Annotated in this window: 17 protein-coding genes and 1 pseudogene; 10 read left to right on the top strand and 8 right to left on the bottom strand. The window is 69.8% G+C overall.

What is annotated here, in order from left to right; translation table 11 throughout:
- Window positions 1-61: 61 nt before the first annotated feature.
- Window positions 62-1216 (bottom strand): septation protein SepH, encoded by a 1155-nt coding sequence (gene sepH / locus ACR9Y5_RS11410; RefSeq protein WP_481298061.1) that lies wholly within the window; start codon window positions 1214-1216, stop codon window positions 62-64.
- Window positions 1217-1421: 205 nt separating this feature from the next.
- Here sepH and ACR9Y5_RS11405 point away from each other — a divergent pair, with 205 nt between their 5' ends.
- Window positions 1422-1715: a DUF4193 domain-containing protein gene (locus tag ACR9Y5_RS11405; protein ID WP_026307201.1), complete on the top strand. Its 294-nt coding sequence runs from the start codon at window positions 1422-1424 to the stop codon at window positions 1713-1715.
- Between the two features lie 25 nt (window positions 1716-1740).
- On the opposite strand, the gene ACR9Y5_RS11400 is transcribed toward ACR9Y5_RS11405, so the two are convergent.
- Window positions 1741-2187, bottom strand: coding sequence for a DUF3093 domain-containing protein (locus ACR9Y5_RS11400; RefSeq protein WP_481298060.1), 447 nt, complete (start codon window positions 2185-2187; stop codon window positions 1741-1743).
- 39 nt (window positions 2188-2226) lie between these two features.
- On the opposite strand from ACR9Y5_RS11400, the gene dut reads away from it, so the two are divergent.
- The 6 genes from dut (at window position 2227) to dxs (ending at window position 11564) form a co-directional block, all read left to right on the top strand.
- Complete coding sequence (gene dut / locus ACR9Y5_RS11395; RefSeq protein ID WP_310129703.1) at window positions 2227-2685, top strand: dUTP diphosphatase; 459 nt, start codon at window positions 2227-2229, stop codon at window positions 2683-2685.
- Window positions 2686-2750: 65 nt separating this feature from the next.
- The gene (locus ACR9Y5_RS11390) at window positions 2751-3353 is read left to right on the top strand and encodes a DUF3710 domain-containing protein (protein ID WP_481299562.1); all 603 of its coding nucleotides are present in this window, start codon (window positions 2751-2753) and stop codon (window positions 3351-3353) included.
- 10 nt (window positions 3354-3363) lie between these two features.
- The gene (locus ACR9Y5_RS11385; protein ID WP_481298059.1) at window positions 3364-4146 is read left to right on the top strand and encodes a DUF3159 domain-containing protein; all 783 of its coding nucleotides are present in this window, start codon (window positions 3364-3366) and stop codon (window positions 4144-4146) included.
- Between the two features lie 37 nt (window positions 4147-4183).
- Window positions 4184-6559, top strand: a complete 2376-nt coding sequence (locus ACR9Y5_RS11380) for an HAD-IC family P-type ATPase (RefSeq protein WP_481298058.1) — start codon at window positions 4184-4186, stop codon at window positions 6557-6559.
- 139 nt (window positions 6560-6698) lie between these two features.
- A complete protein-coding gene (acnA, locus tag ACR9Y5_RS11375) occupies window positions 6699-9527 on the top strand; it encodes an aconitate hydratase AcnA (RefSeq protein ID WP_481298057.1) in 2829 nt (942 codons plus the stop codon).
- A 78-nt stretch (window positions 9528-9605) separates the two neighbouring features.
- Window positions 9606-11564 carry a 1-deoxy-D-xylulose-5-phosphate synthase gene (gene dxs, locus ACR9Y5_RS11370; RefSeq protein ID WP_481298056.1) on the top strand — a complete coding sequence of 653 codons (1959 nt, stop codon included), beginning with the start codon at window positions 9606-9608 and terminating at the stop codon, window positions 11562-11564.
- Between the two features lie 93 nt (window positions 11565-11657).
- On the opposite strand, the gene ACR9Y5_RS11365 is transcribed toward dxs, so the two are convergent.
- From ACR9Y5_RS11365 to ACR9Y5_RS11345, 5 genes and pseudogenes are all read right to left on the bottom strand, one after another.
- Window positions 11658-12638, bottom strand: a complete 981-nt coding sequence (locus ACR9Y5_RS11365; protein ID WP_481298055.1) for an aldo/keto reductase — start codon at window positions 12636-12638, stop codon at window positions 11658-11660.
- A gap of 102 nt (window positions 12639-12740) precedes the next feature.
- Window positions 12741-14879 carry a 3-hydroxyacyl-CoA dehydrogenase NAD-binding domain-containing protein gene (locus ACR9Y5_RS11360; RefSeq protein ID WP_481298054.1) on the bottom strand — a complete coding sequence of 713 codons (2139 nt, stop codon included), beginning with the start codon at window positions 14877-14879 and terminating at the stop codon, window positions 12741-12743.
- Between the two features lie 7 nt (window positions 14880-14886).
- A complete protein-coding gene (locus ACR9Y5_RS11355) occupies window positions 14887-16113 on the bottom strand; it encodes a thiolase family protein (RefSeq protein ID WP_481298053.1) in 1227 nt (408 codons plus the stop codon).
- Window positions 16114-16186: 73 nt separating this feature from the next.
- Complete coding sequence (locus ACR9Y5_RS11350; RefSeq protein ID WP_481298052.1) at window positions 16187-17383, bottom strand: HRDC domain-containing protein; 1197 nt, start codon at window positions 17381-17383, stop codon at window positions 16187-16189.
- Window positions 17376-17986: pseudogene (locus ACR9Y5_RS11345) on the bottom strand (DUF3000 domain-containing protein). Before ACR9Y5_RS11345 ends, ACR9Y5_RS11350 begins: the two are co-directional and overlap by 8 nt.
- 100 nt (window positions 17987-18086) lie before the next feature.
- Between ACR9Y5_RS11345 and ACR9Y5_RS11340 the strand changes: the two are divergent.
- On the top strand, window positions 18087-19310 hold the full coding sequence (locus tag ACR9Y5_RS11340) for an alpha/beta hydrolase family protein (RefSeq protein ID WP_481298051.1): 1224 nt from the start codon (window positions 18087-18089) through the stop codon (window positions 19308-19310).
- Between the two features lie 21 nt (window positions 19311-19331).
- Here ACR9Y5_RS11340 and zapE read toward each other — a convergent pair whose 3' ends face one another.
- Window positions 19332-20387 carry a cell division protein ZapE gene (gene zapE / locus ACR9Y5_RS11335; RefSeq protein ID WP_481298050.1) on the bottom strand — a complete coding sequence of 352 codons (1056 nt, stop codon included), beginning with the start codon at window positions 20385-20387 and terminating at the stop codon, window positions 19332-19334.
- Between the two features lie 146 nt (window positions 20388-20533).
- Here zapE and ACR9Y5_RS11330 point away from each other — a divergent pair, with 146 nt between their 5' ends.
- The gene (locus ACR9Y5_RS11330; protein WP_481298049.1) at window positions 20534-21436 is read left to right on the top strand and encodes a sulfurtransferase; all 903 of its coding nucleotides are present in this window, start codon (window positions 20534-20536) and stop codon (window positions 21434-21436) included.
- 34 nt (window positions 21437-21470) lie between these two features.
- Entirely contained in the window at window positions 21471-21905 is a 435-nt protein-coding gene (locus ACR9Y5_RS11325) for a SufE family protein (RefSeq protein WP_481298048.1), read from the top strand.
- The last annotated feature ends 89 nt before the right edge of the window (window positions 21906-21994 follow it).

Raw genomic sequence — 21994 nt, 5'->3', positions numbered from 1 at the left:
GCACGTCGTTGCGTGCGACACGCCGACAGGGTGCACAACAAGGTGCACTTCGGCGAAGGGGTCAGGCGAGGTCGTCGTCGGTGCGCGCGCCGAAGACGATCTCGTCCCAGCTCGGCATCGCGGTGCGGCCCTTCCTGCGACCGGACGGCTGCGGGCCGGAGTCGTTGCTGCCGGCTGGTGGCGGCACGTCGAGGGGGAGGGGCGGCTGCTCGGCGACCGGCGGCCGCTCGGCGACGCGCTCATCCACCACACGGAACGGCGAGGGAGCAGGCGTCGGCGTGGCCGCGGGCGTCGGCGTGGGCACGGGCGCCGGGTCGGAGGCCAGCGGGCGTTGCGGAGCCGGCGTGCGGTCCTCGTAGGTCGCGGCCTCGCGCTCGCCCCGGCGGCGCCGCAGCGCCTCCAGCAGGTCGGCGGTCTGGTGCAGGTCGCGCGGGGCGCCCTCGTCGGCGCGCTTGATGGCGGAGACCTGGATGGAGTTGTTGGCGCCTGGCGCGCGGCTCGGCGTCAGCGGCTCGATGGGCGCCGTGATCTCCGGCCCGAGCAGGTCGGCGGAGGGCGCCGGGAACGTGAAGGCTCCGCTGTCGAAGCGGGAGTTGTCCGGCTCGCCCTCGTGCGGCAGCACGGCACGGAGGCGGGGGATGAGCGCTCCGCCGCGCAGTTCGCCCGCCTGCGAGAGCGTGGTCGCCTCCGAGTTGAGCGGCGCCAGGGCGTGCTTGCGCGCGTCGTAGGACCACCGGGCGTCGTGGTCGATGGTGTCGGCCGTGAACTCGAGCTTCACGATCCAGCCGGTCTCGCTGTCCTTCCAGCTCGCCCAGCGCTCGCCGGCCACTCCGAGGGATGCCAGCCGGTCGCGGATGACCGAGCCGAACGTCTCGGCCTCGCCCAGCGGGTCGACCGCGTCGCTGGTGTGCACCGGGACGCTGAGGGCGCTGGCGACGATGTGCTCGCGCTCGGCGATGATCGGCCCCTCGAAGCGCTGCACGTACTCCAGCGGCGCCCCGGTGACCGCCGCGACGTCCTCCGCGGACATGCCCGAGCGGATGTGGGCCTGCACCTCGCGGGGTGACAGCTTGGGGGCGTCGGCGGGCGTCTCCTGGCGCACCTGCCGCACTTTCGACTGCAATGCTTCGTCGACGGCGATGCGGAAACGCTCACCGTCGTCGCCGACGGCGACCAGCGCGCCGTTCTCGACCCCGATGACCTTCAGATCCTGCATGTGGACTGCCTTCCGAGCTCGTTCGTACGGCCTCAGGATCGCACGCGACGGAAGGCATTCCGGGGAATACCGCGGGCGTGCCGGAAGTTGCACACCGAGCAATCGCTGAGAGCCCCCTGGAGTGGTTTTGCTATTCAGGGGTGATTGATGCAAACTATGGCCGCCGATTGCGAGAATCGGCCGTTATGACGAGAAGTGGATGGGCATGGCAACGGATTACGACGCACCGCGGAAGACCGAGGACGACTCCGAGTCGATCGAGGCCCTCAAGGAGCGTGTCCCGGACAAGATGTCGGGTGTCGTCGACGTCGAGGACGCCGACAACCCGGGTGGGTACGAGCTGCCCGGTGCCGACCTCTCCGACCTCGACCTCGACGTCGTCGTGCTGCCTCCCCAGGCGGACGAGTTCACCTGTGTGAACTGCTTCCTGGTGAAGCACCGGTCGCAGATCGACCACGAGACGAAGCTCGGTCCGATCTGCGTGGAGTGCGCCGCCTGACGCGCACGCACCCAGACGGCGCCGCCTAGGAGGCGGGTCGAGCCTCACCGAGAACCCGGACCAGCTGGTCCGGGTTTCTTGTCGAGAGCAGCCAGTAGGGGGCCGGGTCGTCCGCATCCAGCACCGGCACCTTCACGACCGGCTTGATCCAGCCGCGGATCAGCAGCCACGCGCGCGCGTCCAGGCGGCGCCCGCGCTCCTGCGTCGCCTCCTCGCCGCGGTACGCCGTCGGGGCGCCGATGAGGCCGAGCGGGATGCGCGCGGAGCCGGCGACGAGTTCGTCCTCGGTGACCCGGATGGTCGGGGCCGTGGTGACGAGGAAGATCGCCCACGCGACGTAGACGACGATCGCCAGCACGACGCCGACCGTGAAGTTGATCGGCGCGAAGACGAGCATGATCGCGGGGATGACGAGCAGGGTGGAGATGAACAGCCAGGGCGTCGCCCAGAGCCGCTCTCGGTACAGGTCCATGGCCTCTATTCGATCAGACTTCTGCACTACCCTCGACACGTGACCGATACCGTCGACGTCCCGATCATCGCTTCGTTCCCTCCTGCGTATGCACACCCGGGCGACGCGGGCGCCGACTTGTGCGCCGCCGAGGCCGTCGTGCTGGGCCCCGGGGAGCGCTTCACGATGCCGACCGGCGTGTCCATCGCCCTGCCCGACGGGTACGCCGCCTTCGTCGTCCCGCGCAGTGGACTGGCCATGCGCCACGGCCTCACGATCGTCAACGCACCGGGCACGGTGGATGCGGGGTACCGCGGCGAGATCAAGGTCACCCTGCTGAACACGGACAGATCGATGCCGTACGATATCGCCGTCGGCGACCGGATCGCCCAGCTGATCGTCATGCCGGTCACGCGAGCCCGGTTCATCCCCGTCGACACCCTCCCGGACAGCCAGCGCGGCACAGCGGGCTTCGGCTCGTCCGGGTACACCGTGACCGAGGCAGGAGAACACGCGTGAGCGACATCAGCGACACCCCGCGCGGGTCCGACGAGGGCGCAGAGCTCGAGCAGCAGGGCGACGCCCTGGAGTTCGAGAAGTCCGCTCCTGAGGACCGTGCGACCGAGGGGCCGCTCGACGAGAGCGAGGCGAACCCGGTCCGCCCGTACGTCGACCTGGGAGGGGTGAAGATCCTCCCGCGCGAGGGACTGCACCTGCGCCTCGAGGTGGAGGAGGAGACGCAGCGCGTCGTCGCCGTCGGCCTCGACTACGCGAACTCGACCCTGCAGGTCCAGCCGTTCGCCGCGCCGCGCTCCACCGGCCTCTGGCACGAGATCCGCGAGCAGATCACCGCCCAGATCCAGCGGCAGGGCGGGCGCGTGACCGAGCGCGATGGCGCCTTCGGTCCGGAGCTCGTCGCCGAGATCCCCGTCGCCGCCGCGCCCGGCGGCCCGGTCGAGACCCGCGTCGCCCGCTTCGTGGGCGTGGACGGCCCGCGCTGGTTCCTCCGCGGGGTCATCGCCGGCGATGCGGCGGTTCAGCCCGAGGCCGCCGCGCTCGTCGAGGACCTCTTCCGCAGCATCGTCGTCGTGCGGGGCTCGGTCCCGATGCCGCCGCGCGACCTCATCCCGCTCCGGATGCCGGCCGCGCCCACGACCGGCACCGAAAACGACTACTCCTCTCTTTAAAGGCACCACAATGACCGATCAGGACCGTCCGACGCCCGAACCGGACGGAGCGGCAGAGGATGCGCCGAAGGCCGCGCCCGCGCCCGCGCTGAGCGACAGCATCGCCGCGGCCGCGCGCCGCTCCGGTCTCGGGCAGCTGGCCGACACGGACACGTCGACGGGCGCCGCTCTCCTCGGCGCCCTGGGCGGGGTCCGTGGACTCTGCGAGACCATCCTCCCAGGGCTGGTCTTCCTCATCCTCTTCACGTTCACGCAGAACGTGCCGGTGTCGATCGTGTCCTCGGTGGCCGTCGCCGTCGTGTTCACCATCGTCCGCGTGATCGGCAAGACCCCGGTCACGCAGGCGATGGCCGGGCTGATCGGTGTCGGCATCTCCGCGATCCTCGCGCTCATCACGGGCCGCGGCGAGGACAACTTCCTGCTCGGCATCTGGACGAACGCGGCCTATGCGGCCGGCATCCTGATCTCGATGCTCATCCGCTGGCCGATCATCGGGCTGGCGGCCGGCTATCTGATGGGCGACGGCGTCGCCTGGCGCCGCGACAAGCGCACGTTCCGGGTCATGCAGGCGCTGACCTTCCTGTGGTTCCTGCTGTTCGCGGCCCGCCTGCTGGTTCAGGTGCCGCTGTACCTCGCCCACACCGACGCGGCGACGAGCGCCCTGGCGCTGACGAAGCTGCTGATGGGCGTCCCGCTGTACGCGCCGTTGCTGCTGGTCACCTGGTTCGTGGTCAAGGGGCAGTTCCCGCAGAAGCCGTCACGAACGGCCGCCGATGTGCGTCCTAGCAAGTAGAACCATCGACTGAGTTCAGGGCGACGGAGGGGGCCGGATGCTGGAGGCGGGCACGCGGGAGGGGCTGACTGCCGCCCAGGTCGCCCAGCGCGTCGCCGACGGTCGTGTCAACACCCAGACGCAGCCCAGCTCGCGCTCGCTGGGCGACATCCTGCGCGAGAACATCTTCACGCTGTTCAACGGCATCCTCACCGCATGCTTCGTGGCCGTGCTCCTTCTGGGAGACCTGCGCGACGGGTTCTTCTTCGGCATCGTCGTCGTCAACGCCCTGATCGGGATCGTGCAGGAGTACCGCGCCAAGCGCGTGCTCGACCGCGCCGCCCTGCTGGCCGCCCCGCACAGCCGGGTGCGGCGCGACGGCGAGGTCGTGACCGTTCCGCTCGAGGACGTGGTGCTCGACGACCTCCTGGTCCTGCGGCCGGGGGATCAGGTGCCGGCGGACGCGGTGGTCGTCGAGAGCACGGGGCTGTCGCTCGACGAGTCGATGCTGACCGGCGAATCCGACCCGATGTTCAAGGACGAGGACGCGCCGCTGCTGTCCGGATCGCACGTGGTGACGGGCACCGGGCTCGCGGTGGTGACCGCGGTCGGCGCCGACTCCTACGCCAGCCGGCTGACCAGCGAGATCCGCAAGCACTCGCTGGTGCGGTCGGAGCTCCGGGAGGCGACCAACCGCATCCTGGTCTACCTCTCGTGGATCCTCGGCCCGCTCATCCTCATCACCCTGATCGGCCGCGTGCTGACGTACGGCGGTTTCCAGCACCTGTTCACCGACGACCACTGGCGCCGGGCGCTGGTGGACGCGGTCGCGGCGGTCGTCGGGATGATCCCGGAGGGCCTGGTGCTGCTGACCAGCCTCGCGTTCGGGGTCGCTGCCATCCAGCTGGCGACGCGCAAGGTCCTCGTGCAGGAGCTCGCCGCGGTGGAGGTGCTGGCCCGCGTCGACGTGCTCTGCCTCGACAAGACCGGGACGCTGACGACGGGCGAGCTGTCGTTGCACGGCACGGAGGCGCTCGGCGACGCCGACGACGTCGCTCTCGCCGAGACGGCGCTCGCCGCCTTCGGATCGGACGAAGCGGGAAACGCGACCTCCGGCATCCTCGGGTCGCGGTTCCGCAGCGACCGGTTCCGGGTGGACCGCCGCATCCCGTTCAGCTCGGCGACGAAGTACAGCGCTCTGGTCATGACCGTGGACGGCGCGGAGACATCGTGGGTGCTGGGCGCGCCCGAGCGGGTGCTCGACGGGCACCCCGGGGAGCTGGCCCGGGCGACGGCGCTCGCCGCGACCGGGCTGCGGACGCTCGCGCTGGCCCGGGCCCTCGACCCGCTGCCGACCGAGCTGCACGTCCCGCTCGCGGGCACCCGGGTCGAGCCGGCCCTGCTGGTGCTGCTCGCCGAGACGTTGCGGCCGGAAGCCCGGGACACGCTCGGCTACTTCCGCGAGCAGGCCGTGCGGGTGGTCGTCATGTCCGGCGACAACCCCGTCACCGTCGCCGCGATCGCGAAGGAGCTGCAGCTCGAGGGCGACACGGTCGACGCGTCGACGCTGACGACGGACGACGCCCTCGCCGACGCGCTGGACCGTGCCGGCGTGCTGGGGCGCGTGAGCCCGGACCAGAAGCGCACGGCCGTCCGGCTGCTCCAGGAACGCGGTCGCACCGTCGCCATGACGGGCGACGGCGTCAACGACGCGATGGCCGTCAAGGATGCGGATCTGGGCATCGCGATGGGCACCGGCACGGCCGCGACCAAGGCGGTCTCCAAGGTGGTGCTCCTCGACGACCGGTTCGACCGCCTGCCGGACGTGCTCTCCTCGGGCCGGCGCGTGATCGCCAACGTCGAGCGCGTGTCCAACATCTTCCTGGCGAAGACGACCTACGGCATCCTGCTCGCGCTGCTCAGTGCGGTGCTGCTCTGGCCGTTCCCGTTCCTTCCGCGCCAGCTGACGCTCGTCTCCTCCCTGGCGATCGGCATCCCGTCGTTCTTCCTCGCGCTCGCACCGAACAAGCGCATTTACACACCGGGCGTGCTCGGTCGCGTGCTGCGGTACTCCGTGCCGACCGGACTGATCGCCGGGCTGACGGCGGTCGTCGCGTACGCGCCGCTGTACCGCAGCATCCCGCTGCACGAGGCGCGGAGCGTGACGACGGTTGCGCTGTTCTGCGTGTCGCTCTGGATCCTGTGCGTGCTCACGAGACCGCTGACCGGAATCCGCTGGGTTCTGCTCGCGGCGGTCGCCGCCGCCTTCGTGCTGGTGTGCGTCATCCCGTTCACGGCGTCGTTCTTCGAGATGCACCTGCAGCTGGATGCGGCCCTCGCCTGGGGTGTCGCGGTGGGCGCCGTGGGGGCGGCCGGCGTCGAGCTGTTCTACCGCTTCGCGAAGCGGCGATCCCTGGTCTTCGACCGGCTGTGAACGTGCTAGATTTATCTCGACGTCAAGATACTTTCCGTCAGCCGGGTTTAGGCTTACCTTGCTGGAAAGGCGCTTCGACGGACGACGAAGATGGACGAGGCGTGCGTGAACATCGCCTGCCGACGAAGGAGAGGGCATTGTGACGGCAACCGAGAACTCAGGACACGGCAGCTTCGGTGCGAAGAGGACCCTGACGGTCGGGTCGAGGGACTACACGATCTTCGGGATCGACACCGTCGAGGGGCACGAGCGCCTCCCGTTCAGCCTCAAGGTGCTGCTCGAGAACCTGCTCCGCACGGAGGACGGCGCGAACATCACCGCCGACCACATCCGCGCCATCGGCGGCTGGGACCCGGCGGCCGAGCCGGACACGGAGATCCAGTACACGCCGGCCCGGGTCATCATGCAGGACTTCACCGGTGTGCCCTGCATCGTCGACCTCGCCACCATGCGCGAGGCGGTCTCCGCCCTCGGCGGCGACCCGAAGAAGATCAACCCGCTCGCCCCGGCCGAGATGGTCATCGACCACTCGGTCATCGCCGACCTGTTCGGCCAGCCGGACGCGCTCGAGCGCAACACCGACCTGGAGTACGAGCGCAACGGCGAGCGGTACCAGTTCCTCCGCTGGGGCCAGACCGCCTTCGACGACTTCAAGGTCGTCCCGCCGGGCACCGGCATCGTCCACCAGGTCAACATCGAATACCTGGCGCGCGTCACCATGACCCGTGAGGTCGACGGCGAGCTGCTCGCCTACCCCGACACCTGCGTCGGCACCGACTCGCACACCACCATGGTCAACGGCCTCGGCGTGCTCGGCTGGGGCGTCGGCGGCATCGAGGCCGAGGCGGCCATGCTCGGCCAGCCCGTCTCCATGCTGATCCCCAAGGTCGTCGGCTTCAAGCTGACCGGCGCCATCCCGACCGGTGTGACGGCGACGGATGTCGTGCTCACCATCACGCAGATGCTGCGCAAGCACGGTGTGGTCGGCAAGTTCGTCGAGTTCTACGGCGCCGGTGTCGCCGAGGTCCCGCTCGCGAACCGCGCCACCATCGGCAACATGAGCCCGGAGTTCGGCTCGACCGCCGCGATGTTCCCGATCGACGACGTCACCCTCGACTATCTGCGCCTCACCGGCCGCAGCGAGGAGCAGGTGAAGCTGGTCGAGGAGTACTCCAAGGCGCAGAGCCTGTGGCACGACCCCGCGGTGGAGCCGGTCTTCAGCGAGTACCTCGAACTCGACCTCTCCACCGTCGTCCCGTCGATCGCCGGGCCGAAGCGCCCGCAGGACCGCATCGAGCTGAGCCACGCCAAGGACCAGTTCGAGAAGGACCTGGTGGACTACGCGGACGTCTCGCACGACCTCGTCGACCTGACCATCTCCGAGTCGTTCCCGGCGTCCGACCCGGGCGAGCTCCAGCCGGAGGATGCGCACAGCACCCACCAGCACAGCCACCACAGCCACGCCCCGAAGATCGCCTCCAATCCGACCCCGGTGCGCCTGTCGGAGAACGGCGAGGACTTCGTCCTCGACCACGGCGCCGTCGCCATCGCGGCGATCACGTCGTGCACCAACACCTCCAACCCCTCGGTCATGCTCGCGGCGGGCCTGCTCGCCCGGAACGCGGCGAAGAAAGGCCTGAAGGCAAAGCCGTGGGTGAAGACCACGCTCGCGCCGGGCTCCAAGGTCGTCACCGACTACTACGAGAAGGCGGGCCTGACGAAGGATCTGGAGGCGCTCGGCTTCTACACGGTCGGCTACGGCTGCACCACCTGCATCGGCAACTCGGGCCCGCTGCCCGAGGAGATCTCGCAGGCGGTCAACGACAACGACCTCGCCGTCACCGCGGTGCTCTCGGGCAACCGCAACTTCGAGGGCCGCATCAACCCCGACGTCAAGATGAACTACCTGGCGAGCCCGCCGCTGGTCATCGCGTACGCCCTCGCCGGCTCGATGAACTTCGACTTCGAGGTGGACGCGCTCGGCACGGACGCCGACGGAAACGACGTCTTCCTCAAGGACATCTGGCCCGACGCCGCCGAGGTGCAGCAGACCATCGACTCGTCGATCAACGAGGGGATGTTCGTCCACCAGTACGCGTCCGTCTTCGAGGGCGACGAGCGCTGGAAGTCGCTGCCGACCCCGACCGGCTCGGTCTTCGAGTGGGACGAGAAGTCGACCTACGTGAGGAAGCCCCCGTACTTCGAGGGCATGACGCTCGACACGACGCCGGTCACCGACATCGTGGACGCGCGGGTGCTCGCCAAGCTGGGCGACTCGGTCACCACCGACCACATCTCGCCCGCCGGCTCCATCAAGGCGGACAGCCCGGCCGGCCAGTACCTCACCGAGCACGGCATCGACCGCAAGGACTTCAATTCGTACGGCTCCCGCCGCGGCAACCACGAGGTGATGATCCGTGGAACGTTCGCGAACATCCGCCTGCGGAACCAGCTCCTGGACGGCGTCGAGGGCGGCTACACCCGCGACTTCACGAAGCCGGACGCCCCGCAGTCGTTCATCTACGACGCGTCGCAGAACTACCAGGCGCAGGGCACCCCGCTCGTCATCCTCGGCGGCAAGGAGTACGGCTCCGGCTCGTCGCGCGACTGGGCGGCGAAGGGCACCAGCCTCCTCGGCGTCCGCGCGGTGATCACCGAGAGCTTCGAGCGCATCCACCGCTCGAACCTCATCGGCATGGGCGTCGTGCCGCTGCAGTTCCCGGCCGGCGAGTCGGCCGACTCGCTGGGCCTCGACGGCACCGAGGTCTTCTCGATCACGGGCCTCGAGCAGCTCAACGAGGGCACGACGCCGAAGACCGTGCACGTGGTGGCCGCACCGAGCGAGCACTCCCCGGAGGGCAAGCAGCCGGTCGAGTTCGACGCGGTGGTCCGCATCGACACCCCCGGAGAGGCGGACTACTACCGCAACGGCGGCATCCTCCAGTACGTACTGCGGAGCCTGGTGTAAGCAGGCCGCTGTCAAGGGGAGGCTCGGAACCGCCGGTTCCGAGCCTCTCTTGACGAAGGCGCGCCTAGACTCGAACGCATGGGCATCCTCGAGACCATTCAGGGTCCGCGCGACCTCGATCGGCTGACCGAGCGGGAACTCGTCCAGCTCGCGGCCGAAGTGCGCGCGTTCCTGGTCGCCAATGTGGCGAAGACCGGCGGACACCTCGGACCGAACTTGGGTGTCGTAGAGACGACCATCGCGATCCACCGCGTTTTCGAATCCCCGCGGGATGCCATCGTCTTCGACACCGGCCACCAGTCGTACGTGCACAAGCTGCTCACCGGGCGTCAGGACTTCTCGCAGCTGCGCCAGCGCGGCGGCCTCGCCGGGTACCCGCAGCGGTCCGAGTCGGAGCACGACATCGTCGAGAGCTCGCACGCGTCGTCCTCGCTGTCGTGGGCCGACGGCATCTCCCGGGCGTTCGAGCTGACCGGCCAGCAGGACCGCCACGTGATCGCGGTGGTCGGCGACGGCGCCCTCACGGGCGGGATGACGTGGGAGGCGCTCAACAACATCTCCGACGACAACAACCGCAAGCTGATCATCGTCGTCAACGACAACGGCCGCTCGTACGCGCCGACGATCGGCGGCATGGCGCGCTTCCTCAACACGGTGCGCACCCGGCGCGGCTACCGCAACCTGTACCTGACCTCGCGGAAGGCCTTCGACAAGCTGGGCAGTCCGGGCCGGTCGTTCTATCGCGGCGTGCGCGGCGGCCTGCACGGCTTCCTCAGCCGGTTCACGAACAACGAGGCGCTCTACTCGAACCTCGACATCAAGTACATCGGACCGATCCACGGCCACGACATCCAGGCCATGGAGGAGGCGCTCGAGCAGGCGAAGAACTACGGGGCGCCGGTCATCGTCCACGCCATCACCCAGAAGGGACGCGGCTACGAGCCGGCCCTGCGCGACGCCGCCGACCAGTTCCATTCCGTCGGCCAGATCGACCCGGAGACCGGCGAGTCCATGGCGGGGTCGAGCAAGCCCTCCTGGACGGGGGTGTTCGCCGACGAGATCGTCCGGTTGGCCGAGAAGGACCCGAGGATCGTCGGCATCACCGCCGCCATGCTGCGGCCCACCGGCCTGCACAAGTTCGCCGAGCGCTTCCCCGACCGCGTGCACGACGTCGGCATCGCCGAGCAGCACGCGGTCACCAGCGCGGCCGGTCTCGCTTTCGGCGGACTGCATCCCGTCGTCGCGATCTACGCCACCTTCATGAACCGTGCGTTCGACCAGGTGCTGATGGATGTCGGGCTCCACAGGGCGGGCGTGACGTTCGTCCTCGACCGGGCAGGAGTGACCGGGCCGGACGGGCCGAGCCACCACGGCATCTGGGACCTCGCCATCCTGCAGGTCGTCCCGAACATCCGCCTCGCTGCTCCGCGAGACGGCACCCGGTTCCGGGAGGAGCTGGGGGAGGCCGTCGCGGTCGACGACGCGCCCACGGTCCTGCGCTTCCCCAAGGGATCGGTGCAGCCCGACATCGAGGCGGTGCGCCGGCTCGACGACGGCGTGGACGTGCTCCGCGAAGGCGAGCGCAAGGACGTCCTGCTCGTCACGGTCGGCCCGATGGCCGACCTCGGGCTCAAGGTCGCCGACCGGCTGACCGCCCAGGGCATCGGCGCCACCGTGGTCGACCCGCGGTGGGTCGTCCCGGTGCCGAAGAGCATCCTGTCGCTCGCAGCGGAGCACCGCATCGTCGTGACGATCGAGGACGGCATCCGTGTCGGCGGCATCGGCACGCGCGTCCGCCAGGATCTGCGCGAGGCCGGCATCGACACGGCCGTCGACGAGCTGGGCCTGCCCGACGCGTTCATCGACCACGCCACGCGCGAGCAGATCCTCGAGGATGCGGGGCTCACGCCGCAGAAGATCGCACGCGACCTCGTCGCCCAGGTACTGGGCAGCCGCGTGCCTATCGCGCGCCCGCTGCCGGACGACGACTCCGCGGCCGCCGACGAGGCCGCCGCCGCCAAGAAGCGCCGCGCCTGAGCGTCGAGGGGTCGCAACACGCCGTTGTCGGCGAGCGATGACGGCGTGTTGCGACCCCTCGTTGCGCGCGGGCCGCAGCCCGCGGCGCGCGCGTCAGCGGTTGAGGGGGGACATGTCGGCGTAGCGGTCGCCGACGGGCGCCGCGACGGCGTCGAGCCGCGCCAGCTGCTCGGGCGTGAGGTCGAGGTCGACCGCAGCGACGTTCTCCTCCAGGTTGGCGACCTTCGTCGTGCCGGGGATCGGTGCGATGTCGTCGCCCTTCGACAGCAGCCACGCGAGCGCCACCTGGCCGGGCTTCGCGCCGACCTCGCGCGCCACCTCGTCCACCTGCTCGACGATGCGGATGTTCGCCTCCAGGTTGTCGCCCTCGAAGCGCGGGTTGAAGCGGCGGAAATCGTCCTCGGACAGCTGGTCGAGCGACCGGATGGTGCCGGTCAGGAAGCCGCGGCCCAGCGGGGAGTACGGCACGAAGCCGATCCCGAGCTCGCGCACGGTGGGCAGCACGGCGGACTCCGGGTCGCGCGTCCAGAGCGAGTACTCGGTCTGGACCGCCGTCACCGGGTGCACGTCGTCGGCGCGCTTGATCGTCTCGGGCGCCGCCTCCGACAGTCCGTAGTGGCGGATCTTGCCCTCCTCGATGAGCTCCTTCAGCGCACCCACCGTGTCCTCGATCGGTGTGCCCGGGTCCATCCGGTGCTGGTAGTACAGGTCGATGTGGTCGGTCTGCAGCCGGCGCAGCGAGCCCTCCACCGAGAGCCGGACGTTCTCCGGTGAGCCGTCGAGCCCGCGCTCGTCGTCCTGGCGGTGCAGGATGGTGCCGAACTTCGTCGCGATCACGACCCGGTCCCGCCGGCCGCCGGTGAGCGCCTTCGCCAGCAGTTCCTCGTTGGTGTACGGGCCGTAGATCTCGGCGGTGTCGAAGAACGTCACGCCGAGATCGATGGCCCGGTGGATGGTCTGGATCGAGCCCTCCTCGTCCGCGCCGGCGCCGGTGTAGAAGGCCGACATCCCCATGCAGCCCAGGCCCAGGCGCGACACCTCGAGCTTCTCGGTGCCGAGCGTGATCTTCTCCATGCGTTCTCCTTCTCGTCAGTCCCCGACATCCGCCACGATACGACGAGAAGGGCCGCCCCGGGTGACCGGGACGGGCCTTCTCGCTGAACGGTCAGCGCGCTGCTAGGCGACGCCCTTGATGGGCGGGTGATGGAACGTGTCGCCGAAGACCCGCTCGGACGCCCCGACCCGGTCGAGGTACGGCGTGATGCCGCCCATCTGGAACGGGAAGCCCGCCCCGAGGATCATGCAGAGGTCGATGTCCTCGGGCGCCTCGACGACGTGGTCGTCGACCAGCATGCGGTGGATCTCGTCGGCCAGGCCGTCCTCCAGGGTGCGGAGGATCTGCTCCTTGGTCCACGGGTTCTTGCCGCCCGAGACGATCTTCGCGGCGCCCTTGTCGAGACCCTTCACCTTGCCCTTGGCGTCCTTCTCCAGCAGCGTGCCGTAGTCGGCCAGCTTGTGGAGGTTCTCGGAGCGGTAGAACCGGTCCGGGAACGCCGCGTGGTGGGTGTCGAGCACGTGTGCGCCGACTTTGAGCCCGACCAGGTCGAGCAGGGCGGACGGCGCCATCGGCAGGCCCAGCGGGGCGATGGCCTCATCGACCACCTCGAACGGCGTGCCGTCGTCCACGGCGTGCATCGCGTCGCCGAGGATCTTCGCCAGAACGCGGTTGACGACGAAGCCGGGTGTGTCCGCCGTGATGACGGCGTTCTTCTTCAGCGCCGCGGCCGTGACCATGGCCGTGGAGAGGGTGGCCTCGTCGGTGTTCGGCGTCTTCACGACCTCGATCAGCGGCATGACCGCGACCGGCGTGAAGAAGTGGAAGCCGACCAGCCGCTCGGGGTGCTTCAGCTTCGCGCCGATCTGCTCCACCGACAGCGACGAGGTGTTGGTCGCGATGACGGCCTCGTCGGAGAGGAACGGCTCCACCTCGGCGAAGACGTCCTGCTTGACCGACAGCTCCTCGAACACGGCCTCGATGACCCAGTCGCAGTCGGCGAAGTCGGCCTTGTCCGTGGTGCCGGTGACCAGTGCCCGCAACCGGTTGGCCTCATCCGGCGAGATGCGTCCCTTCTCCTGCAGCGTGCCGATCTCGTCGTGGATGTACGCCACGCCCTTGTCGACGTGCGCCTGGTCGAGGTCGGTGATGACCACCGGAACCCGCAAGCGGCGGACGAACAGCAGGGCGAACTGGCTGGCCATGTAGCCGGCGCCGATGACGCCGATCTTGGTCACCTTCTTCGCGAGCTTCCGGTCCGGCGCACCCGCAGGCCGCTTGGCCCGCTTCTGCACCAGGTTGAAGGCGTAGATGCTCGCCTGGAACTGGTCGCCCGAGATGAGCTCGGCCAGGGCGTCGTCCTCGAGCTCGAAGCCGGCGGCGCGGTCGTTCGACTTGGCGGCCTTGAGCAGGTCGAGCGCCTTGTACGGCGACTTCGGCACGGTGCCGATGCGCGACTCCAGCATCTTGCGGGCGATGCCGATGGCGGCATCCCACTTGATCATCCGCTCGATCCTGCCCGGCTCGTTCGGCCGCTTCACGACGGTCGCGCCGGTGAGCACCGAGTCGGCCCATTTCAGCGAGTCCTCGAGGAAGTTCGCCGAGTCGAAGATCGCGTCGGCGATACCCAGGTCGAAGACCTCCTGCGGCTTCAGCATGCGATTCTGCTTGAGCGGATTCTCGACCACGACCTTCAGCGCGTTCTCGATGCCGATCAGGTTCGGGAGGATGGTCGCGCCGCCCCAGCCGGGGATGAGCCCCAGGAACACCTCGGGCAGCGCGAACGCGGCCGCGTTGCGGTCGATGGTGCGGTAGTCGGCGTTGAGGCCGATCTCCACGCCGCCGCCGAGCGCCAGGCCGTTCGTGAACACGAACGACGGGACGCCGAACGTGGCCTGCTTGCCGAGGACGTGGTGGCCCAGCTGGGGGAGCAGCTTCGCCACCTCGATACTCGGGATCTCGTTCACCCGGCTGAGGTCGGCTCCCGCGGCGAGGATGAACGGCTTGCCGGTGACGGCGACCGCGTCGATCTCACCGCGCCTCGCCCGCTCGGTCAGCTCGTCGAAGGTCTTCCCGAGCTCGAGGAGCGTCGCCGGGCCCATCGTGTTGGGCCGCGTGTGGTCGCGGCCGTTGTCGAGGGTGACCAGCGCGAGGTTCTTGCCGCTCGGCAGGCGCACATCCTTCACGAACGAGTGGGTGACGACCTCGTCGTCGGTGAGGTCGGCGAGGGCGGAGAAGTCGATCTTGCTGTAATCGGTCACGTGCGTCTCAGCCCTTCCGCGCGGCGCGCTTGTCGTGCACTGCTTTTCCGGAGAAGTGGGGGTTCTCCCAGATGACGGTGCCGCCCTGGCCGAGGCCGACACACATCGCGGTGATCCCGTACCGCACCTCGGGGTGCTCCTCGAACTGGCGGGCGAGCTGGATCATCAGGCGCACGCCGCTCGCGGCGAGGGGGTGGCCGATCGCGATCGCGCCGCCCCACTGGTTGACCCGCGGGTCGTCGTCGGCGATTCCGAAGTGGTCGAGGAACGAGAGCACCTGGATGGCGAACGCCTCGTTGAGCTCGAACAGGCCGATGTCGTCGATGCTGAGGCCGGCCTTGCGGAGCGCCTTCTCGGTCGACGGCACCGGGCCGAGGCCCATGATCTCCGGCTCGACGCCGGCGAAGGCGAAGCTGACCATCCGCATCTTCGGCGTCAGGCCGAGCTCCTTCACGGCGTCGTGCGACGCGAGGAGGGAGGCGGTGGCGCCGTCGGTCAGCGGGGACGAGTTGCCCGCCGTGACGCGGCCGTGGGGACGGAACGGCGTCTTGAGCGTGGCGAGGCCCTCCATCGTGGTCTGCGGGCGCATCCCCTCGTCCTCGGTCGCGAGGCCCCAGCCGGACTCCGAGCGGATGGCAACCGGCACCAGGTCCGCCTGGATCTTGCCGGCTTCGTAGGCGGCGGCGAGCTTGTGCTGGCTGTGCATGGCGAACCGGTCGGAGCGCTCCTTGGTGAGCGCGGGGAAGCGGTCGTGGATGCGCTCGGCGGTCATGCCCATGTTGAGCGCGTCCTCGGCGACCATCTTCTCGGAGAGGAAGCGCGGGTTCGGGTCGGCCCCGAAGCCCATCGGGTGGCGGCCCATGTGCTCGACGCCGCCGGCGATGACGAGGTCGTAGGCGCCGAACGCGATGCCCGAGCCGAGGGTGGTGACGCTGGTCATGGCGCCGGCGCACATCCGGTCGATGGCGAACCCGGGGACGGACTTGGGCAGGCCCGCGAGGAGCGCCGCCGTGCGGCCGAGGGTGAGCCCCTGGTCGCCCTGCTGCGTCGTCGCCGCGATGGCCACGTCGTCGATCCTGTCCTTGGGCACCTCGGCGTTCCGCTCGAGCAGCCCGATCATCGCCTTCACGACGAGGTCGTCCGCGCGGGTGTTCCAGTACTGCCCTTTTTCGCCGGCCCGTCCGAACGGAGTACGGACTCCGTCGACGAACACGACATCGTTCCTATCGGCCACAGTGCCTCCCAAATCAAGGTCGGAAACGATCCTAGGTACACCGCTGTGCACGAAAAGAATCGTTTGATCCTTCCTACGAAGCGGGCTCGGACCCCTCGTCGGCGTTTTGGGTGCCATCTACAAACGCCTGGGCGATCACCTGTGAGGTTGCGGCAATCTGCCAGGGGCGGGCGCCGTGCGCGGTGAGGGCCTCGGCGATGGTTTCGGGCGTCACTTCGGCGGGCGGGGTCCAGGCGACGCGGCGCAGCGTGTCGGGGGTCAGCAGGTTCTCGAGAGGGATCGCGCGCTCCTCGGAGACCGTGGTCAGCGCCGCGCGCGCGGCCTTCAGCCGCGCATCCGCCTCGGGGTTGCGGTCGGACCATGCGCGGGGCGGGGGCAGGCTGTCGCCGTTGCCGCGCAGCACAGGCAGGTCGTCGGTCGTGCGTCCCGCTTCGATCGCGGCCCACCAGCGGTCGAGCTCTGAGCGGCTGGCGCGCCCGGTGAACTCGCGCAGCGAGGCGAGCGCCCGCTTGCTTTCGGGCATGGCCTTGGCGGCGGCCGTCAGCGAGGCGTCGGGAACCAGGCGCCCCGGCGCCGTGTCGAGCTCGCGCGCGAGCGCATCCCGGCTCAGCCACAGCTCGCGGGCGACCGCCAGGTTGCGCAGCCCCCGGATGGAGTGGATGCCCGACAGCCGGCGCCAGGGCTCGTGCCGCACCGGGACCAGGTCGCGCACCAGCTCGTCGGCGAACTCCTGGCGGGCGATGTCCGTCTTGCCCGCCTCATCCAGCAACGCGGCGATCGCGTCGCGGAGATCGGGCAGGAGCTCGACGTCCAGGGCGGCATAGTTCAGCCACGGCTCCGGCAGGGGGCGCGTCGACCAGTCGGCGGCGCTGTGCTCCTTGGCCAGGTGGATGCCGAGTAGCTCCTCGACGACGGTCCCGAGCCCGACGCGCGGCATCCCGAGCAGCCGCGCGGCGAGCTCCGTGTCGAACACGATCGACGGGTCGAGGCCCACCTCGCGCAGGCAGGTGAGGTCCTGGGTCGCCGCGTGCAGCACCCACTCGTCGTCGTGGATGGCGTCGTTCAGCTCGTCGAACCGGCCGACAGCGGGCGGGTCGAACAGGAACGTGCCGGAGCCGCGGCGGAACACCTGGATGAGGTAGGCCCGCTGCGAGTACCGGAAGCCGCTGGCCCGCTCGGCGTCGACGGCGACGGGGCCGGTGCCTGCGGCGATGCGTTCGACGGCCCGGAGGTAACCGTCGCGGGTGTCGATGACCGTGTGTTCAGCCACGCGGTGTCCTTCTCGGCGAGGTCGCCCGCGCACTCAGCAGGCTGACCCCCTCGCCGGTCGGGGCAGCCCGGCGAGCATGCACAGCAGCTCGCCCCAGCCCTCGACATGCGCCGAGACGTCGGACTCCAGCGGGCTCCAGGAGGCACGCAGCTCGATCTGCGAACCGTCGCCCTGTGCGGCGAGCTCGCCGAACCCGGTGGAGATGATCTTGGTGGCCGTGCCGCTCGCGGCGGTGTAACGGGCGTGCCGTGCATCCAGCGCATCCACCAGCCACGACCAGGCGACGTCGGCCAGGAACGGGTCGAGCCCGATGTCGGTCTCCAGCGGCGCCTGCGCGAAGCAGACGATGCGGAAGGGGCCGCCCCACGCCTCCGGCTCGTCCGGGTCGTAGAGCAGGATGAAACGCCCGGTGCCGAGGTCGGAGTCGCTGCCGTGCCGCGCCGGCCGCACGTCGGCGGCGAGGGCCACGGAGTACGGTGCGAGCTGCGCGGGCGCGGGGATCTCCTCGACGACGAGCTCCGGTCGCGACACTGCGGCACGGATGGACTGCAGCGCCGTGGCGAACTCCGCCGGATGCTGCGGTGGGGATGTCGGTGTCGGCACGCTTCGAACACTAGAAGCCTTTGCCGTGTCCTGTCAGTACGGCACGCCGCCTGAGGAAGTCCTGAGGGCGTCCGGCGACGCCCGCCGGTACGCTCGCACTATGGCGGAGAGCGGCACTCGATCGGCGTTCGGCAAGGCACTCGGCACGGCGGCGATCGTCGGCGGGGGACTGGTGCTCGCCACGGCCGCGCTGGGCGCGGTGGTGACCACCCGCGTCGCGCGCACCGTGATCACGCCGGTGCGTCGCCGCCCGCAGAACCAGACCATCCGTGCGTTCGACGAGGGGGGCGGGACGGTGACCCTGCGCTCGACGCCGGACGCCGCCATGCCCGGCCGTTTCGGCCTGTGGTGGGGCGGCGACACCGCCTTCGCGAAGGTCGGAGGATTGATCGAGCGGAGTGACGGAAGCGTCACCCGTGAACTCGAGCGCGTCGAATTCGGGGAGCCGCGCCTGGGCCGCGCCCGCATCAGCGGCTACTACTACCTCGAGCCGGAGGAGCTGGGCCTCCCGGTGACGAGCGCCGAGATCCCGACCGACCTCGGGCAGGCGCCGGCGTGGATCTTCCCCGCACCGGACGACGTGGAACCGGGCCGCTGGGTGATCCAGGTGCACGGCTGGGGCGCCTCCCGCCAGGAAGGGCTTCGTGCGGTGCGGGTGTTCCACGAGTCCGGCTTCACCTGCCTGCTCGCCTCCTACCGCAACGACGGGGATGCGCCCGAAAGCGAGGACCGTCGGTACGGCCTGGGCGGCACCGAGTGGCGTGACATCGAAGCGGCGATCGGCTACGCCGTGGAGCACGGCGCGCGCTCGATCGTCCTGATGGGCTGGTCGATGGGCGGCGCGGTCGTGCTGCAGACCATCACCCGCGGGAAGGGCCTGGAGCACGTGACCGGGATCGTGCTCGAATCGCCCGTCATCGACTGGATCGACACCCTCGAGTACCAGGGGAACATGCTGCGCATCCCGGACGTGATGACTCGCGCGGCCCTGCGCCTCATCGAGTCCGAGTGGAGCGGTCCGATCACCGGCCAGGGTGCGCCGATCGACCTCCGCAGCATGGACTTCGTGGCCCGCGCGTCGGAACTCAGCCTGCCCATGCTCATCCTGCACAGCGACGACGACGGCTTCGTGCCGTCCACCGGGTCGCGGGCGCTCGCCGAGGCCCGCAGCGACATCGTCACCCTGGTGCCGTTCGACACAGCGCTCCACACGAAGCTGTGGAACTACGACGAGGCGAAGTGGACGTCGGCGATCGCGGCGTGGCTCGCGGAGCACGTGCCGGCCGCGGTGGGAACCGCATCCGTGGGAGACGCCTCGGCCTGACGGCGCGGCGGCGCCGACCCCTCAGTCGTCGTGGGGCGGCAACTCGCCCGCGGTGAGGGCGATCATGCGCGACGTCGACCGCAGGTACTTCTTGCGGTAGCCGCCGCCGAGCATGTCGTCGTCGAAGACGTCGCTCAGGGGAACGCCGGTCTGCACGACCGGGATCTCCGCGTCGTAGACGCGGTCGATGAACGCCACCAGGCGGAGCGCAGCCATCTGGTCGTGCAGCACCTCCACGCCTGTCAGGCCGATCACATCCACGCCGTCGATGATCTTGATGTAGCGGGAGGGGTGGACGGTCGCCAGGTGGGCGATGAGGTCCTGGAAGCCGTCGCTCGTCACCGTCTCGCCACGGGCGGCCATCGCGGCGACGACGCGTTCGTACTCGGCCTCGTCGAGGGTGACCGCGCTGCCGGTGGTGTCGCGGCGGCGGTAGTCGAGGCCGTCGATGCGGAGGGTCTGGAAGTTGGACGACAGCGACTGGATCTCGCGGAGGAAGTCGCTCGCGGCGAAACGTCCCTTGCCCAGGGCGTTCGGCGGCGTGTTGCTGGTCGCCGCGATGCGGGTGCCGGAGGCGACGAGCTCGCCGAGCATCCGGGTCATCATCATGGTGTCGCCCGGGTCGTCCAGTTCGAATTCGTCGATGCAGATCAGGGTTGAGCCGCGGAGCAGGTCGACGGCGCCCGCGTAGCCGAGCGCGCCCACCAGCGCGGTGTACTCGATGAAGGTGCCGAAATACTTCGGGCCCGGCGCCTCGTGCCACAGGGCGGCCAGGAGGTGGGTCTTGCCGACACCGAAGCCGCCGTCGAGGTAGACGCCCGGCTTCATCGCATCCACCTTCTTGCGGCTGCGGCTGAACAGCCCGGCCGGGCGCTGCGGCTCCCACGCCTTCGCGAACAGCTTGAGCGTCGCGACCGCCTCCGCCTGCGACGGGTAGTCGTGGTCGGGGCGGTACGACTCGAACGTCGCCCGCTCGAACTGCGACGGCGGCACCAGACTGGCGGCGATCTCGGCGCCCGTGATCTGGGGAGAACGGTCGGCCAGGCGGGGGAGGGCGCCGGTCTGCTCGATGGTCATGGCGGAGTGTGCACCTTTGTGTCGAAGTCGTACCGCTGTCGTTCGCCGCCGCCTACGCTGGAGTCAGGTCCGCGGCTGTCGCAGGCTTCCCAGCCTAGTCCGCGCGCCCGACCGGACCCTGGACCGAACCCTGGAGGACCCACCGCATGACCATCGAGACCGACCCGTCGCCCGAGTTCGCCGGCTACGCGCACCCCGAGCGCCTGGTGAGCACGGAATGGCTCGCCGAACACCTGGGGCGACCGGGGCTCGTGGTGGTCGAATCGGATGAAGACGTGCTGCTCTACGACACCGGCCACATCCCCGGGTCGGTGAAGATCGACTGGCACACCGACCTCAACGATCCGGTCGTGCGCGACTACGTCAGCTCCGAGCGGTTCGCCGAGCTGCTCGGCTCCAAGGGCATCGCCCGCGACACCACCGTCGTCATCTACGGCGACAAGAACAACTGGTGGGCCGCCTACGCACTGTGGGTGTTCACGCTGTTCGGCCACGAGGACGTCCGCCTGCTCGACGGCGGCCGCGACAAGTGGATCGCGGAGGGACGCGAACTGACCCGCGAGGTCCCGCAGCCGGCCCCTGTCGAGTACCCGGTCGTCGAGCGCGACGACACGGTCGTCCGTGCGTTCAAGGACGACGTGCTCGCGGCCCTCGGCACGCAGCCGCTCATCGATGTGCGCTCGCCGGAGGAGTACAGCGGCGAGCGGACCGAGATCCCCGGGTACCCGACCGAGGGCGCGCTGCGCGCCGGGCACATCCCGTCGGCGAAGTCCGTGCCCTGGGCGAAAGCCGCCGCACCCGACGCCACGTTCAAGCGCCGGGCCGAGCTCGAAGAGGTGTACCTCGACGGGGCGGGGCTCACTCCCGGCGACGACGTGATCGCCTACTGCCGGATCGGCGAGCGCTCCAGCCACACCTGGTTCGTGCTCACCCACCTCCTCGGCTTCGAGAACGTCAAGAACTACGACGGCTCGTGGACGGAGTGGGGCTCGGCCGTGCGCGTTCCGATCGTGACCGGAACCGATCCCGGCGAGGTGCCGGCCCGCTGACCGGGTGCGTCGCAAACAGACGTAGCCTTGAAGGATGACCGAACTGACGGGCGCGCTCGCCGAGATCCGCGACGACTTCCAGGCGCTGGAGCAGAACGACCGGCTGAAGCTGCTGCTGGAATTCTCCGACGAGCTCCCCGAGCTGCCCGAGCGCTACCGCGACCACCCCGACCTGCTGGAGCGGGTCGAGGAATGCCAGGCGCCGGTGTTCATCTTCGTCGAGGTGGATGCGGACCGCATCGTGCACCTGTACGCCACGGCGCCGCGTGAGGCGCCCACCACGCGCGGCTTCGCATCCATCCTCGTGCAGGGCCTCGCCGGCCTCAGCGCCGACGAGGTCCTCGCTGTGCCCGACGAGTACCCGCAGACGCTGGGACTGACCCAGGCCGTCTCGCCGCTGCGCCTCCGCGGCATGTCGGCGTTGCTCGGCCGCGCCAAGCGCCAGGTGCGGGAGAAGCTCGCCGCCTGAGCTCTGCGACTGGCGTCGTCGTGAGTGGCGATTGCGGCCATCTCTGACCCGGCCCCATCCACGTTCTCTGTAGATTTCAGTGAGAGATA

The organism is Leifsonia sp. KNZ13-11D (assembly GCF_056754895.1).
The sequence above is the reverse complement of the archived record's forward strand: the minus strand, read 5'-3'. Positions and strand labels throughout refer to the sequence as shown.

Excerpts from the sequence above, each read along its gene's own strand:
- dxs (WP_481298056.1), top strand. The coding sequence starts at position 9,606 with ATGGGCATCCTCGAGACCATTCAGGGTCCGCGCGACCTCGATCGGCTG.
- ACR9Y5_RS11365 (WP_481298055.1), bottom strand. The coding sequence starts at position 12,638 with ATGGAGAAGATCACGCTCGGCACCGAGAAGCTCGAGGTGTCGCGCCTG.
- sepH (WP_481298061.1), bottom strand. The coding sequence starts at position 1,216 with ATGCAGGATCTGAAGGTCATCGGGGTCGAGAACGGCGCGCTGGTCGCC.
- ACR9Y5_RS11330 (WP_481298049.1), top strand. The coding sequence starts at position 20,534 with ATGACCATCGAGACCGACCCGTCGCCCGAGTTCGCCGGCTACGCGCAC.
- ACR9Y5_RS11405 (WP_026307201.1), top strand. The coding sequence starts at position 1,422 with ATGGCAACGGATTACGACGCACCGCGGAAGACCGAGGACGACTCCGAG.
- ACR9Y5_RS11325 (WP_481298048.1), top strand. The coding sequence starts at position 21,471 with ATGACCGAACTGACGGGCGCGCTCGCCGAGATCCGCGACGACTTCCAG.
- ACR9Y5_RS11400 (WP_481298060.1), bottom strand. The coding sequence starts at position 2,187 with ATGGACCTGTACCGAGAGCGGCTCTGGGCGACGCCCTGGCTGTTCATC.
- ACR9Y5_RS11340 (WP_481298051.1), top strand. The coding sequence starts at position 18,087 with ATGGCGGAGAGCGGCACTCGATCGGCGTTCGGCAAGGCACTCGGCACG.
- ACR9Y5_RS11380 (WP_481298058.1), top strand. The coding sequence starts at position 4,184 with ATGCTGGAGGCGGGCACGCGGGAGGGGCTGACTGCCGCCCAGGTCGCC.
- zapE (WP_481298050.1), bottom strand. The coding sequence starts at position 20,387 with ATGACCATCGAGCAGACCGGCGCCCTCCCCCGCCTGGCCGACCGTTCT.
- ACR9Y5_RS11385 (WP_481298059.1), top strand. The coding sequence starts at position 3,364 with ATGACCGATCAGGACCGTCCGACGCCCGAACCGGACGGAGCGGCAGAG.